Annotated in this window: 15 protein-coding genes; 7 read left to right on the top strand and 8 right to left on the bottom strand. The window is 58.7% G+C overall.

The window, feature by feature from the left end:
* Positions 1-4: 4 nt before the first annotated feature.
* Both B0E33_RS03235 and B0E33_RS03230 read left to right on the top strand, forming a co-directional pair.
* Entirely contained in the window at positions 5-1,888 is a 1,884-nt protein-coding gene (locus B0E33_RS03235; protein ID WP_062489488.1) for an ABC transporter ATP-binding protein, read from the top strand.
* 107 nt (positions 1,889-1,995) lie between these two features.
* A complete protein-coding gene (locus tag B0E33_RS03230; RefSeq protein ID WP_022997860.1) occupies positions 1,996-2,844 on the top strand; it encodes a helix-turn-helix domain-containing protein in 849 nt (282 codons plus the stop codon).
* A 174-nt stretch (positions 2,845-3,018) separates the two neighbouring features.
* Here the strand turns inward: B0E33_RS03230 and B0E33_RS03225 are convergent, their stop codons facing one another.
* Both B0E33_RS03225 and B0E33_RS03220 read right to left on the bottom strand, forming a co-directional pair.
* Complete coding sequence (locus B0E33_RS03225) at positions 3,019-4,650, bottom strand: FMN-binding glutamate synthase family protein (RefSeq protein ID WP_077290408.1); 1,632 nt, start codon at positions 4,648-4,650, stop codon at positions 3,019-3,021.
* Positions 4,651-4,757: 107 nt separating this feature from the next.
* Complete coding sequence (locus B0E33_RS03220; RefSeq protein WP_022997858.1) at positions 4,758-5,129, bottom strand: VOC family protein; 372 nt, start codon at positions 5,127-5,129, stop codon at positions 4,758-4,760.
* A 111-nt stretch (positions 5,130-5,240) separates the two neighbouring features.
* Here B0E33_RS03220 and B0E33_RS03215 point away from each other — a divergent pair, with 111 nt between their 5' ends.
* Entirely contained in the window at positions 5,241-6,122 is an 882-nt protein-coding gene (locus tag B0E33_RS03215) for a LysR family transcriptional regulator (protein ID WP_077290407.1), read from the top strand.
* Between the two features lie 25 nt (positions 6,123-6,147).
* Here B0E33_RS03215 and B0E33_RS03210 read toward each other — a convergent pair whose 3' ends face one another.
* Positions 6,148-7,446 carry a glycosyltransferase gene (locus B0E33_RS03210; protein ID WP_077290406.1) on the bottom strand — a complete coding sequence of 433 codons (1,299 nt, stop codon included), beginning with the start codon at positions 7,444-7,446 and terminating at the stop codon, positions 6,148-6,150.
* Positions 7,447-7,579: 133 nt separating this feature from the next.
* Here B0E33_RS03210 and B0E33_RS03205 point away from each other — a divergent pair, with 133 nt between their 5' ends.
* Both B0E33_RS03205 and B0E33_RS03200 read left to right on the top strand, forming a co-directional pair.
* Complete coding sequence (locus B0E33_RS03205) at positions 7,580-8,005, top strand: secondary thiamine-phosphate synthase enzyme YjbQ (RefSeq protein WP_077290405.1); 426 nt, start codon at positions 7,580-7,582, stop codon at positions 8,003-8,005.
* Positions 8,006-8,175: 170 nt separating this feature from the next.
* Complete coding sequence (locus tag B0E33_RS03200) at positions 8,176-8,538, top strand: hypothetical protein (protein ID WP_077293126.1); 363 nt, start codon at positions 8,176-8,178, stop codon at positions 8,536-8,538.
* A gap of 7 nt (positions 8,539-8,545) precedes the next feature.
* Here the strand turns inward: B0E33_RS03200 and B0E33_RS03195 are convergent, their stop codons facing one another.
* From B0E33_RS03195 to B0E33_RS03175, 5 genes are all read right to left on the bottom strand, one after another.
* On the bottom strand, positions 8,546-9,298 hold the full coding sequence (locus B0E33_RS03195; RefSeq protein WP_062489479.1) for an SDR family NAD(P)-dependent oxidoreductase: 753 nt from the start codon (positions 9,296-9,298) through the stop codon (positions 8,546-8,548).
* A gap of 53 nt (positions 9,299-9,351) precedes the next feature.
* Positions 9,352-9,792, bottom strand: coding sequence for a hypothetical protein (locus B0E33_RS03190; RefSeq protein WP_077290404.1), 441 nt, complete (start codon positions 9,790-9,792; stop codon positions 9,352-9,354).
* A gap of 385 nt (positions 9,793-10,177) precedes the next feature.
* Positions 10,178-10,432 carry an HP1242/YdcH family protein gene (locus tag B0E33_RS03185; RefSeq protein WP_031268132.1) on the bottom strand — a complete coding sequence of 85 codons (255 nt, stop codon included), beginning with the start codon at positions 10,430-10,432 and terminating at the stop codon, positions 10,178-10,180.
* A 167-nt stretch (positions 10,433-10,599) separates the two neighbouring features.
* Entirely contained in the window at positions 10,600-12,159 is a 1,560-nt protein-coding gene (locus tag B0E33_RS03180) for an EAL domain-containing protein (RefSeq protein WP_167579484.1), read from the bottom strand.
* Positions 12,160-12,391: 232 nt separating this feature from the next.
* On the bottom strand, positions 12,392-13,633 hold the full coding sequence (locus B0E33_RS03175) for a HupE/UreJ family protein (RefSeq protein WP_077290402.1): 1,242 nt from the start codon (positions 13,631-13,633) through the stop codon (positions 12,392-12,394).
* A 239-nt stretch (positions 13,634-13,872) separates the two neighbouring features.
* Here B0E33_RS03175 and B0E33_RS03170 point away from each other — a divergent pair, with 239 nt between their 5' ends.
* Positions 13,873-14,247 (top strand): VOC family protein, encoded by a 375-nt coding sequence (locus tag B0E33_RS03170; RefSeq protein ID WP_022997847.1) that lies wholly within the window; start codon positions 13,873-13,875, stop codon positions 14,245-14,247.
* Positions 14,248-14,289: 42 nt separating this feature from the next.
* A complete protein-coding gene (locus tag B0E33_RS03165) occupies positions 14,290-14,991 on the top strand; it encodes a helix-turn-helix transcriptional regulator (protein WP_031268126.1) in 702 nt (233 codons plus the stop codon).
* The last annotated feature ends 6 nt before the right edge of the window (positions 14,992-14,997 follow it).

Raw genomic sequence — 14,997 nt, 5'->3', positions numbered from 1 at the left:
TTGCGTGTCAATCGCCAGGCCGCTGCTTGCGCGGCTCATCGACCGGTATTTCCATCCGTTCGAAACCCACATCAAACCGCTGGAACTGCCTGTCACGCCTCTTCCGGATGAAGGGCCGCTGAAGCTGGTCTGGCATTTCGCGATGATGTTCCGCTGGCAACTGGTAATCGTTTCCTGCCTGGCGATGATCTCCTCCGGGCTGGGTCTTGCGGGCATCTGGGCAATAGCTTTCGTGGTCGACGGTGTGACCGAGGCAGGGGCGCAGGCGTTTCTGAAAGACAACCTCACCATCCTGGCCGGTTTCTTCCTCCTCTTCGTGATTATTGATCCGCTCGCCTTTCTCCTGCGCCAGACCTTTGCCTTCCAGACCGTGCGCATTCTTCTGCCGGCGGCAATGCGCTGGCAGGCACACAAGGCCGTGGAAGCACAGGACCTGGCTTTCTTCGAGGACACTTTCGCAGGTCAGGTTGCCTCCCGCATTGCCCAGGTCACCATGTCGGTTCACCGTCAGATGATGCTGTCCATCGAGACGGTTCCGTATCTGGTCATTCAGTTTGGCGGATCGTTCCTGCTGCTTCTGGCCATGGCCTGGCCGCTGGCCATTCCGGTATTGTTCTGGATCTGCGCGAATATCCTCGTCGCCTGGTTGGCGATCCCGGCCTATCTGCAGCGTTCTGCCAAGGTGGCAGCGGCAAATTCCAAAGCCACCGGCGCGATGACAGACGTCTATTCCAACATCGCGATGGTCAAACTGTTTGCGGCGGAAGATTCGGAAGCCGGTGCCATTCGCAAGGTCATCGGCGAAACAATCGACACCAGGCACAGCGAGAACCGGTCCTATATCCTGACCGACAGCGGCGTCTATTTTCTGAACGTGCTGCTGATCCTGGCTGTGGTGGTCATTGGCTTCTGGGGCATGATGAAGGGGTGGGTCTCAATCGGCGACTTTGTCGCCGGGCTGACCGTCACACGCTCGCTGTCCCACGCTTCATCCAGCTTCATAGGGATCGGACAGTCGATCACCAGCACGCTCGGTACGATCCGCGATGCCATGCCGATCATGACGAGCCGGCCGGCAATCATCGACCCGCCGGATGCCGGCGAGCTGAATGTCAGCGCCGGGGAAATCCGCTTCGACAACGTGTCCTTTGCCTATCAGAGCGACCGCAAGCCGGTCCTGGACAAGTTCAACCTGACAATCAAGCCGGGCGAGCGTGTCGGTCTGGTTGGCCTGTCCGGCGCCGGCAAATCGACCGCTGTGTCTTTGCTGATGCGCTTGCGGGACGTGACCGAAGGCCGGATTTCGATCGACGGGCAGGACGTGCGCGATGTCACCCAGGCATCTCTGCGCAGCCGGATCGGCGTTGTCACCCAGGACATCTCCCTTTTGAACCGGTCGATCCGCGACAACATTCGCTATGGCAGGCCGGAAGCCACCGACGACGAGATCCGTGCGGTTGCCCGTGCTGCCGAAGCGCTCGATTTCATTGAGGAGCAGAAGGACAGCAAGGGCCGGACGGGGCTGGATGCCCATGTGGGCGATCGCGGTGTCAAACTATCCGGCGGTCAGCGCCAACGTATCACGATCGCCAGGGTGCTTTTGAAAGATGCGCCGATCCTGATCCTCGACGAGGCAACCTCTGCCCTCGATAGTGAAGCCGAGCTAGCCATTCAGCAGAACCTCACCCGCATGATGGAAGGGCGCACCACGCTGGCCGTTGCCCATCGTCTGTCGACCATTGCCGCAATGGATCGGCTCGTGGTGATGGATCAGGGCCGGATTGCGGAAGAAGGTACACACCGCGAGCTGCTTGCCTCCGGTGGTCTTTACGCTGCGCTCTGGGAACGTCAATCAGGTGGTTTCCTGGCGCTCAGCGCTGCTGAATAGGGTTTGGTGAAAAGCTCCTTGCTTGCGTGAGCTTCCCACAGGCTGGTGCTTCGGGAAAATGTCAGCTTGTGTTGATTTTCCGAAATCCGGCTGACAATACTCCTCTCATGGACAAGAGAGACCGCGCCGTACTTTTTCGCGAACGCCTGTCGGATGCCTTGCGCAGCCGGGATATGAACCGATCGGATCTGGCACGCGGTGCCGGGCTCGACAGGTCTACTGTTTCCCAGTTGTTGTCGGAAGATGCACCCCGCCTGCCGAACGGGCAGGCATTGGCTGCCATTGCGACCGCGCTCAGCGTTTCTTCCGACTGGTTGCTTGGTCTTTCCACCCACCGCGGGGCCGCGGCCGAGATCCTGGATCAGGCAGTTCAGGTGGCCGAGACCGAGCGGCACCCAGTCGATGAACATCTGCTCGCATGGTATCGCGATGCGGTTGGGGCGAAGATCCGGCATGTGCCTGCCAACCTGCCGGATGTCCTCAAGACCGAAGCTGTTCTGGCGTTCGAATATTCCGGCGAAACGTTGCGCACCGCCGACCAGGCCATAACCGGCACAAGGGATCAGAGGGCACTCCTCAGCCGGGCGGAATCCGACATGGAAATCGCCCTCTCGAAAGAGGCGCTGGAAGGCTTTGCGCGCGGGGAGGGGCTATGGCAGGGGCTTCCGGTTGACCTGCGTCGCGAACAGCTGGAGGTCATGGGGCTTACCTTGAGCGAGCTTTACCCCTCGCTACGTCTGCACCTCTTCGGCGCGACCGACCGGTTCTCCGCACCTTTCACGGTCTTCGGGCAGAAATGGGCGGCACTCTACCTTGGGCAGCGCTACCTGGCGTTTTCCAACACGCGCCACGTCCAGCTCTTCTCCAGCCACTTTGACGACCTCGTTCGCCACGCGGTCATCCGCTCGCATGAGGCCGGTGATTTTGCCGTTCAACTGGCGCGCCAGCTCGACTGACGTCTGTTCACGTTTAGCTGCAAGAAATGGCCACCTTGCTGCCATGGATATCATGTGAGCCGCAGGCACGGCCCGGTTGGGACGATCAGCAGCAGGTGTGCGTTTCAAGAAAGCCTGCGTCCTGGCAACCTTCACCTTGAAGGTCGACGCAAGGCTCCCGCTGACCTTTTATTCCTAGGCGTGGGCGGATTTTGCGGCTTCCACCGACTTGGCTGGATGAAAGCTTTCCGCTTCGGCCATTTCCCAATAGGTCGAGTAGCCCGGAATGTTGTGCGACTTTTCCAGGAGGGCCCCCTTCTTCAACCAGGACAGCGCGACGCTGGCCGGCATGATTTCGCGAAGACCTTCGTGCAGATAGAAATGTTCCGGCTTGAATTCGCGTGGATGGCTGAGCCCGGCAGCGGCAGAAAAATCCCGAAGGGACTTCAGCGTGTTGCGATGAAAATTCGCGACGCGCTGCGCCTTGTCGGGAACAACCAGGGCCTGCTGGCGCTTGGGATCCTGCGTGGCGACGCCGGTGGGGCAACGGTTGGTGTGGCAGCTCTGGGACTGGATGCAGCCGACCGCGAACATGAAGCCGCGCGCAGAGTTGACCCAGTCAGCGCCCAAAGCCAACGCCCCTGCAATGTCGAATGCGCTGATCAGCTTGCCGGCGGCACCGATCCGGATATCTTCGCGAAGACCCGTGCCAACCAGGCAGTTGTGAACGAAGGTCAGACCCTGCCGCAGAGGTGTTCCCAGTCTGTTGGCAAATTCCACCGGTGCGGCGCCTGTCCCGCCTTCGGCGCCGTCGACCACGATGAAATCCGGCTTGATGCCGGTTTTCAGCATGGCCTTGACGATGGCCATGAATTCCCAGCGATGACCGATGCACAGCTTGAAGCCGACCGGCTTGCCACCTGAGAGCTCCCGCAGTTGAGCGATGAAATGCAGCAGTTCAACCGGGGTTGAGAAAGCGGAATGAGAGGCAGGTGATATGCAGTCGGTGCCGATCGGAACGCCGCGAGCTTCGGCGATTTCTTCCGTCACTTTCGGTCCGGGCAGCACACCGCCATGACCAGGTTTGGCCCCCTGGCTCATCTTGATTTCGATCATCTTGATCTGCGGTTCGACAGCCTGCTTGGCGAACTTTTCGGCATCGAAAGTGCCATCGTCCGCGCGGCAGCCGAAATAGCCGCTGCCAAGTTCCCAGACCAGATCGCCACCACCTTGCCGGTGATAGCGCGAAACGCTGCCTTCCCCGGTGTCGTGATAGAAACCGCCTGCCTTGGCGCCCTTGTTCAAAGCCAGAATGGCATTGCCGGAGAGTGAGCCAAAGCTCATGGCCGAAATGTTGTAGAGGGAAGCCGAATAAGGCTGTTTGCAGTCCGGTCCGCCAATCGTCACGCGCATGTCTTCATGGTTGTGCGGTTTGGGACAGATCGAATGGTTCACCCAGCCATAGGAAGTGTCGTAGACGTCAAGTTCTGTACCGAACGGCAGAACATCCTCGATATCCTTCGCCCGGTCATAAACCATGGAGCGCCGCTCCCGCGAAAAGGGTCTGCCGTCCTGGTTGCTTTCAAAGAAATACTGGCGCAGTTCCGGCCGGATCGCTTCGAACAGGAAACGGAAATGACCGGAAACAGGATAGTTGCGCAGGATCGCATGTCGGGTCTGGCGGACATCGAGATAACCGATCGCCGAGAGGACAGCAAAAACCAGAAATGGCCAGACGAAGTAGCCGCTGAGGGCAAACGTCAGGACAAGTGCAACCAGGGCAAGTACGATACAAAGAATGAAAACGGTATAGCGGGCGGGAAACACGGACGGGTGACTCCTATTCGGCAGGCTGTCTAGTTGTGTCAGGCTGCGGCCAAAAAGGAAAGAGCGATCAACACTGTTGATCGCTCTTGCATGGAACCGGTTTGAACTCAGACCATGTGGTGCACGTTCAGCTTGTTGCCGTCCAGGTCCCGAAAATAGGCGGCATAAAAGCCGTTGTCGGCGCGCTGGCCGGGCTTGCCTTCGTCCGCTGCGCCAAGCTCGATGGCTTTGCGGTAGACCGCATCGACCTGTGCCCGGTTCTGGGCAGACAAGGCGACCATGACACCATTGCCGACGGTCGCCTGTTTGCCGTCATAAGGAATATGCACGGAAAAGGCTGACGTGGTCGGCTGGTTCGCCCAGACGATGAAGTCATCGAACTCCATCAGCCGCTGTGCGCCGAGTTCAGCCAGCAATGCGTCGTAAAACGCCGCTGACCGCTTCAGGTCGTTGGTTCCCAAAGACGTATATCCGATCATGAGTTTCTCCTGAAAATTGGTGTGTGCGGTGCCGGCGTGATGGATTTAGGTGTTTGCAAAAATGTTTGGAATAGGCAGATTTAAGGTGGAAGTTTTCAAATTTGAAAGAACATGATGGATTGGAACTACCTTCGAACGTTTCACGCGGTCGCCGAGACCAGCAGTCTCGGCAAGGCTGCGGAAAAGCTCGCAATCAGCCATGCCACGGCGTTCAGGCACATCCGTTCTCTGGAAGAGCAGCTTGGCTCCAGATTGTTCGAAAAGGTGAAGGGCCGTTACAGACCGACCGAGGCTGGTGCCGAAATTCTGGACCTGGCGCAGTCTGTTGTCGTTGCCATGGAGGACATCGATCGGCGGATATCCGGGGCGGATCTGGCTTTGAAGGGGCGAATTCGATTGACGGCCCCTGCAAGTTTCGCAGCCCATTTCCTTCCTGGCTACCTAGGCGACTTCAGAGCCCGGTTTCCCGACATCACCGTTGAGCTGCTGACCTCCAACGAGGAGATCAACATGTCCAGCAGGGCTGCGGAGATTGCCCTACGGGTCACGTCATCTCCACCCGAACACCTGATCGGACGCAAGGTCGCGGATATACCCTGGGCCTATTTCGCAAGCCAGACCTATCTGGAGCGCAAGGGCGCGCCGTCGAACTCGGCCGATCTCACAACACATGATCTGATTGGCGCAAGCGGACTGCTATCCCAGCGGCCTGGCTTCCAACAGATGGACAGGACGCATCGCGACAGGATCGCGGTCCGAAGCGATGATCTGATGACCATGGCTGCATTGGCGCGCAAGGGGTTGGGGATATGCCTCGTTCCGGTGGATGTCGCACAAGGCGGCTTGCAGAAACTGGCCCTCGCCAATGAAGTACCAGCAAATGAGCTCTGGGTACTGACCCATCCCGACCTTCGCTCTGTCGAACGGGTCGCCTGCATGACGCGGTTTCTGGCAACAGCCTTCGGGGCCGAAGCCGCCTTTTTAGGTACGTAGCTTGGTTTTAGACGGCATAGTCTAATCAGATCCTGTCAGCTTCGATCATCGATAGCAGCCGTTCTGCCGTACCTCGCGCACCCGGTTCGCTTGCCATGATGTCTGCCACCCGTTTGGCGCCGACACGATACACAGGGTCTTCGAGCTGCATTAGCGACCGGGCGAGTTTCGACGGGGTGAGCGACTTTTGCCGGATCGGTGCAGGCCCGGCTCCGATCTTGTGAACCTGGGCGCCCCAGAAGGGCTGATCGCCAAAGACGGGACAGACCAGCGAAGGTTTGCCCCAGCGCAGGGCTTCGTGGGTGGTGCCGGCACCACCGTGGTGGACGATTGCCGCGCAATGCGGGAAAAGCCAGCTGTGAGGTGCTTTATCCAGCAGGAAGACGCTGCCTGAAAGTGTCTGCGGCAGGCTTTGCCCGGACAATCCTCCCCAGCCCGTCGCCAGGATCGCACGTTGGCCGGTTTGTTCCAGGGCTGCAAGCACGGTTTCTGTCAGCTTTGCCGGGTTCCTGCTCGGCATGGAGCCAAAGCCCAGATAGATTGGCTCCGGGCCTTTTTCCAGAAACGAAGCCAGATCTTCCGGCGGAACATAGTTCGGATCAGGTTCGGTCAGCCAATAGCCGCAGGCCCAGTTGTTCTCCGGCCAATCTGGTGGTGTTGGCACGAGACCCCGGGAAAAAGCCTGAAGGGACAGCGGCGATCCTCCGCCGGGCATATGGCCGTCCATCAGATCGCCCTTATGGGCAGGCGCATCCTTCGTCCCCGCTTCCGCGCGGACGGCCTTTGCGAGCGGCGCGATACCCAGCCGCATCAGAGAGCGACCGATGGCAAAACTTTGCCGATTCAGGAAAGGACCGAGGTCGGGCAACCCGAAAAGCGGTAGCGGAAAGGAACCCGTTGTCGCGCTCACCGGCTGAAGCGCTGTCGGCAGGGCGGGTACGTCGAGATGCCGTGCTACAAGCGTCAGAACAGTTGCCTTGAGATTGAACAGGATAAGGTCCGGTTTTTCCTGCATGGCGATCTGCCAGAGGCGCCGGGCGGCTTCCTTCTGCAGATCGATATTCTTGCGGGCTGCACGGATTTTGCCCTTCAACGTGAACAGCGCAGCCTGAATGTCCTCATTTTGCAGAAGAGCTTGATAATCGAGTGGAACCGGCCGTGACCGGGCACCGGCAGCGGTGATCATGTCATCGAAACCTTCTCCCGTCGTCACCACGACGTCGGCGCCCATCTTTGCCAGGTCGTGTGCCAGGGCAACATAGGGCTGAACGTCTCCGCGCGTGCCCAGAGAGGCAATGAGGATCTTCTTTCGGGGAGTTGGCATCAGGGCCTCGGTTCGGAAAAACTGGCGGGGCTTCGGCAGGCTTCCCTCAGATGGCGGCCCGCAGCTGCAATTGCAACCGTAGCGTGGATCGCCTAAGCCAGTGCGAAGCGGCAAATGGTTCTCGGAGGAAACGATGCAAACCAGATTCGCAATTGGCACCCGCGGGCAGGGCCTTTACGAATTCACCTCGTCGGTGGCTGAATGGCTTGCAGAAACAGGTGCGAAAGATGGCTTGCTCACGCTGTTCGTCCGCCACACTTCGTGTTCGCTGCTGATTCAGGAAAATGCGGATCCGGATGTGCAGCGCGATCTGAAAGCGTTTTTCGAACGTCTGGTTCCGCCCGCAGATCATCCTTCCATGAATTATCTGGTGCATACCCTGGAGGGACCGGACGATATGCCTGCCCACATCAAGGCGGCGATGATGCCGGTTTCGCTTTCCATTCCCGTCTCGGCAGGGCGCATGGCGCTTGGAACCTGGCAGGGAATTTATCTGTTCGAACATCGGACCCGAGCCCATCAGCGTCAGATCGCCGCTCATTTTCTGCCTGACAGCTAATCGGATGTTTTGTCTGCGCGATCGATGACCGTGATTGAGAAAAAAGGCGCTTTCGGAAAATTTGTGACGACTATCACATCCTGAAAAATTGAAGCCGGTAGAGTGGTTGCATGATCCGGAAATCCGTCTCAGAAAACCGGAAGCCGGTTGAGTTTCAGGGAGATAGTCAGATGCGCACCACCCTTTTCCTTGCCGCACTGTTCCTGGCTGGTCCCGCCCTTGCCGATAACGACCCGAACCGCCCGACCGACAGGATCGCGGCAGACCTCGGTATCGAGGAGGCGGTCTTCATCGAGTGTTTCAAACCCGTCCATCCGGAGCCGGGTAAATATCCCAGCGGTGCCCAGCAACGGGCGAACAAGGCGCTGCTGCTGCCGTGCCTGCAAAGGGCCAACGCCGCCATCACCAATGATCGCCTGGACGCGGTCATGGACAAATACCGGCCTGAGGGCGCATTCCGGAAAGAAGATTGTTCCCGCAAGTCCGCAAACCGGCCCGCTATGCAGCGTTGTGTCTTCCTGAAAGTCGAGTGACGCTCACTTACTTGCGAAGTGCCGGAAGGCCAACCCCGGTGCTTTCAAAACCACCATCGGAAGCAATCACCTGCCCGGTGACGTAACTCGCCTGCTCGGAGCATAGAAAGGCGATTACTTCGCCAATTTCCGTTTCCGAGCCATAGCGGTTGAGCGGGATCGCGTCGTGATAGGCATCGATGATGTCCTGGCTGTGCACTGCCATCGCCAGCTTGGTGCGCACGGGACCCGGGCAGACACAGTTGGCGCGAATGCCGTATTCGCCAAGTTCAGCTGCCTGTTGCTTGGTGAGCTGGATGACGGCGGCCTTGGAGGTTCCGTAGGCAACCCGCAACGTTGACGCGCGCAGGCCGGAAATGGAGGCGATGTTGACGATGGCGCCACGGGTTTTCTTCAAGGCGGGAACGACAGCTTGAGAAACCAGAAACACGCCGTCGAGATTGGTCTCCATGACCCGCCGCCACATGGCAAAATCCGTCTCCTCTATCGGGCCGAATTCGGCAACGCCGGCATTGTTCACGACGGCATCCAGCTGACCGAATTTCTGCAAGATGGCAGGGATGGTTGCCTCGACCTGCTCTGCGATGGAAACGTCACAGATAAACGGAACGGCACCTGCCAGACCTTCGGACGCAATCGCGAGTTCGTCGACATCCCGGTCAAGCATGGCAACTTGCCAGCCGCGGCTCAGCATGAGCTTTGCCGTCGCAAGGCCGATGCCCCGGGCAGCACCGGTGATGAGGATGGTTTTCTGGGTCATGGGGGGGAGATCCGTTCAGGGCAGGGGAAGGGGAGGCGTGCCTGTTGAGAAGGTCAGCGCATTGAAATACAGACGCGAATGGAACCGGCATTGTCCGGCAGCGCGACATCCTTGTCGTTGATGCGGAAGGCATAGACACCGGCCGGATCGCGCGAGTTGACGGCGAGCGCGGCAAACTCCGCGAACGGCACAATGCGGCCCGCCTGATCTCGCACAAGCATCTCGCCGAAAGCGTAGGATTGGTCAAACTTGTAGCCGTGGAGCGGGCCTAGCCGTCGCGCGTCTTCGCCCGTGTAGCCACGCGGGCCGACGGCCTTGTACATGCCGGCAATCACGCTCCAGCCGCCGGAATACTGCACGCCGGTGATCTTGCCGCCGGGCAGGGACAGTTGCTGCCAGCCGCGTTTCGCCTGAACATCGATGCAATGATCGGCGGCAAATGCTGTGGACGAGAACAAGAGGGGCAGAAGCAGGCAGAGGCGAACAAGGGTCATGGTCTGATCCGAAATGAACTCGCCCCAGAAGATAACAGCCCCGCGTGTGGGTCAAGCTGTGTCGGGGAGCGCTGGTCCTGGATCACGCAAGCCTCACACAGGCTTGCCTTGCAACTATTTGCGGGAAGACCCACATCGTAGGGTGAACGATGAGGGTCGTTCCTCCCCAGACTGGCGCCGGGCTTTTACGAAAAGCTGCGGCGCCTTCTTTTTTCAACTCTTTGTCGGTATGCTGACCGTGTGGGCGACAAGGTCGCCAAAACCGGAAATGTGCTCCACTGCGCTCCTGGTGGGCCAGGACCTTGTCCTGGAGAGCTGCATGTGGTGGCCCGCGCCGTCGGACGGGGACGGCGCGGGCTTTAACACCGGCCTGAAAAGGAGGGGCTCAGGACACGGTGTTAGCCGTTGCCGCCAGGATGGCAGCAATCTGGTCTTTCAGATTTAGTCTCTTCTTTTTCAGGTCTTCCAGGACATCGTCGGATGCCGGTTCCACATCTGTCTCGATGCGGTGCACTTCGCGATTGACGGTGTGATATTCATCCGCCAGCCGGGCGAAATGGGCATCACTTGTTTTCAACGCATGCAAAGTGTCTGCGGCTTCCGGAAATTCTTCATGTAACTCGTGTGGCACGTGGCTCATTCTTGCCTCCTTGTAAGAACCACAAGGTGCCGCCAACCTGTTCAATTCACCTTGAGACAGATCAATCGTGCTCGAAATTGCATCGGAGTTTTTGTGGTGGCGCCGGTTTGCGCGCACGCGCGAGGCTGGAAGCCTGGAAAAGCAGGCGATCGGCGCTGGAACGGGTGTCAGCCGCTGACAGGCTTGAGCTTTGCCAAGCGTCCGCTCGTCGGCATCTTTTCCTTCAAGGTCTGTTCCAGAAGGTAGAGGGAGAAGTCCCGGATGGGCATCGGTTTGGCAAAGAAATAGCCCTGGGCGTAGTCCACATCTCGGTTCCTGAGGGACGCGAGCTGGTCCATCGTCTCGACACCCTCCGCACAGACTTTCATGCCATGTGCCGAAGCAATGCCGAGGATCGCCTGAACAAAGGCGCCGCGGGCCGTATCGGTGGTGCTACCGAGATCATCGACGAACATCTTGTCGATCTTCACCAGATCGGGCTTGAGCGCCTTGATCTGGGCAAGGTTGGAATAGCCGGTGCCGAAGTCGTCAATTGCGATCAGGCAGCCGATGCTGCGCAGGTATTCCAGCGATTTTGCAATGCTGGTACCGGACCGGATCCCGGTTTCCAGGATCTCGCAGCAAAGGGAAAGACCGGCTTCCGTCGCCATCGCAAAAACCGGCGACTGAATAACGGACTGGATCTGTTCGTCTTCCAGATCCGCCTGGAAGAAATTGACGGACACCTTGAAACCCGGCCGTCCCGCAAGCAGCGGTTTCAGGTCGCGCAGTGCCTTGGCTATGATGATCTCGGTAAACTCCCAGGTCAGGTTCTCCTGCTGGATTATGTTCACGAATTCATCCGGGAAAAGCTTGCCCTGGGCATCTTCGAACCGGGCCAGAACCTCACAGCCTTCGCATTTCATCGTGTCGAGCGACAAGATGGGCTGGTAGTGCGGCTCGAAACCTTTGCCGCCGTTGGCGATCGCGTGACGGATCCGTCCGGCCGGGCTATGGCGGTCACGCACGATCCGTTTCACCCTCAGGAAAACGAGCCCGCCGGTGACGATGCCGAAGACCGCAAAAATCGCGAGCAGGCCGATATTTTGCTGAACGATCCGGCTGGCAGGGATCATGGTCAGGTAACACAGCCTGACATCGCCTTCGCCGCAGGCCTGTGCATAGACGTTGCCGAACATCGGGCCGTAGTTGTCGCGGTATTGCTTCAAAAGACCCGCGTTTCCATTGGCGTGGAACAGAACCGTGTAAGGGTCTTCAACACTCGACACATAGAACATGTCGTCGGCGGCCGTTGCCAGGTTGCCGGTCTGGTAGAATGAAACGCCGTAGCGGCCCTTCTTGATCACTGTAACGCTGTCGACACCCTCGGCCTTGTCGAAGGGCACCCTGTACCAGGTCTCCCTGCCATCGCGGAACAGTTGAGCCTTTTCAGGCGGGCCGAAATTGTGGGCAGGTTCGAAACGCCCGAAGCTCGAAGAGCAGGCGGCGTTCGTGTCGCCGTCCGGAAAAAACCAGATATTGGTAATGTGATTGTCGTTGTAGACGAGCGTGTTCAGCGTTTTCAAATGCGCGTCGCTGCAATCGTCTTCGGGAAGTCTTTCCAGCGCTCCGTAGAGCTTGTTTCCACGGTCTATGTTGGACTGCCAGATGCCAAGAAGGTCTGCCGTCTGTTTCTGCAGTTCGCTTTGCCCGTCATAGGCGACACCGACCCAGGCTATAAGCAACATGACGGCAACCGTCGCGAGGCCTGCAAGAGAGCCTTTTAATAGTGGTCGGGTATTGGGCGAGGTACCGTGACGAGCCATTTCATTGCCAATTATTATTCCGCCCAAGTTGCACAGTCGGGATTAAGAACAAGTCAATTGTTAGAATTAACGGCGCTTAACCCGGCAGATTAATCGGCTTTTTATGTCTTTTTAGGGTGTTTTTTGCCTGAAATGGCCATGAGGCGCCCTCAAGTCAGGCCGAAATCAGCAATCCGGGCAGGCGCTCGATGACCCACCAGGCCGACAGGATCGCAATCCCCGACAGCGCGCCGAGCCGCAAGGGTTGCAGGGCGGGTTCAGCTGTCTTTCGCAGAAGCAGGACGATGGAGAGCGTTACGGCGAGAATGATCAGCTGGCCAAATTCGATGCCGATGTTGAATGCCAGCAGCGCGGGTATGAGATCCGGTGCGCCCCGGCCGAGTATGTCCGCAAGAACGAAGGAAAAGCCGAGGCCGTGCAACAGGCCGATCGCGGCGAAGACGATCACCGAGCCCGACTTCCGGACCATTGCCGCGATGGCCGCATAAAGAACGGAAGCGGCAATGGCCGTCTCCACCAACGGGATGAACCATGGCCAGGAAGGTGTTGCCCCGAGGAAGGTGGCAATCAGCGTGACTGAGTGCCCGATCGTGAAGGCGGTGACGAGGTAAATCAGTCTCCGCGTTGCCCCGACGCCCAGAGCCAGCGCAATCACCAGAAAGACGTGATCAAGGCCTTCCAGAATATGCAGGGTGCCCTGGTGGATGAAATGCATAAACGTGCTGAGCCGGGATCCGTCGAACCGCTCAGGTTCTTCCAGTTGCCCGGGAGCGGTGGTCGAAACCGGAGGGGTGATGCGGGCATCGACCAGATGATTGTCGATGGCTATGCCGGGCCCCGGGATCAGGGGGGCGTACCCCGACTGCACTTGAAGGACACCGGTCGGATCGCTGCTTTCCAGCCTGAGCGCGTAGTCGATGACTGCCGTACCAAAGAGCGGGTCTTCATTCGGGAAAGCTTCGCTCAATGCGGATTGGGCGGCAACAGCTGTGTCGATGTCCTGATCAGGTCGACTGGCGTGAATCGTAAACCCGATGATCTCCACCGGCAGGGCAAGGCCCGCCTGCGAAAAGACGAGGGCGTTGCGCAACCGGTCTTCAAAGGCAGATCGATTGCTGTCGATCGCGCCGAGATCAACCCGGTAGCGCTCACTGTCAGGGGTTTGTTCCAGGCGAAGAAACGGCGAGACCAGTGGTACCTGTTCGACCTGCGAGCGACCGACGAGATCCGAGAAGACAAGCGGAGCGGGCACCCGCACATAAACAGTCAGCGTGTCACCTTCACGGGAGACCAGAAGCGTGCGCACCTTGGTACCTTCCGAAAAATGCGCGAAGGCAGGCGTGAAGTTTGTCAGCAGAAGCAAGAGGCTGAAAAGGATCATCTGCCAGCGTTTCATGATCTCTCCTTCCGGTTGTCGCACCGCCTTGGTCTGCGTCCCGGCCCATGCAGTTTAGCTGTGACGGCGCGGTACCGGCAAATTGTCATCAGCCTCTTTTCCGAATTCATCTGTGAGACGAAATTTGCAGGTGTTTACTTGCCCTTGCGTCATATATGTTTGTCACTCTCTCCTGACAGAATGCTGTCAGGAGAGGTTTGATAAGGTGATCCTCATCACAGCGCCTGAGGAGACTTTCCATGACTTTTGCACCCGATCACTTCAACGTCTGGATGGAGATACCCGTCTCCGATCTGGACAAGGCGGTCAGCTTTTATAACGACGTTTTCAAAACGGAGCTTAGACGTGTCATCGACATGGGACCAAATGAGATCGCAATCTTTCCGACCAAGGAGCAGGGTGGGATTGCAGGTCACCTTTACCCGGGAAAACCCGCGCAGAACGGAACCGGACCAACCATTCATCTCGCCTGCCCGGACACCCTGGAAGAAACGATGGAACGGTTCGCTGCCAAGGGGGGAGAGATCATTTCCGATCCGGCTGCCATTCCGGCGGGGCGCTTTGCCTATGGCATCGACCCGGACGGAAATTCCATCGGCATGTTCGCACGCTGATTTGAGACTGACAGGATGTCGGCTTCGCAAGGAGCCGGCATCATGAGACGCGCCGACCGCCTTTTCCAGATCGTGCAATATCTGCGCGGCGGCCGGCTCGTGCGGGCACGTCAGCTGTCCGAATGGCTGGAAGTATCCGAACGCACCATCTATCGCGATGTTGCCGACTTGCAGGCATCCGGCGTGCCGATCGAAGGTGCAGCTGGTGTCGGCTACATCATGCGGGATGGCTATGAACTGCCACCACTCATGTTCACTCGGGATGAAATTGTCGCTCTACTCGCCGGTGCGCGTCTGATCCGTGCCTGGGGCGGGGCTGCCATGGCCCGGGCCGCCGAAGAGGCGATGATCAAGATCGACGCCGTCCTGCCGGAAAAGATGCGGGTGCGTCAGAACGAAGTCGAGATCCACGCGTTCGCGCCAGAGATGACACCGCAAATCCGGGCTCATATCGATTTTCTGGAAGCGGCTGCCGATGGCCGCAGGCGCTTGTTCGTGGCGTATTGCGACAGCAAGGGGGAGCCGACCGATCGTACGATCCGCCCTCTCGGTCTGTGGTTCTGGGGCAAGGTCTGGACACTGGTTGCCTGGTGCGAATTGCGCCAGGACTTCCGTATGTTCCGTCTGGACCGGATTTCCGAGATGCGGGAGACGGGAGACCGGTTTGATCCGGAACCCGGCAAGACGCTGAAGGATTTCTATCGGGGCATGGAGGCGGAAAACTACGGCAACACCGGGGGGTGACGGCCT

The organism is Roseibium algicola (assembly GCF_001999245.1).
Classification (GTDB): domain Bacteria; phylum Pseudomonadota; class Alphaproteobacteria; order Rhizobiales; family Stappiaceae; genus Roseibium; species Roseibium algicola.
Note: the sequence above shows the minus strand (reverse complement) of the source record. Positions and strands in the feature narration are given on the sequence as shown.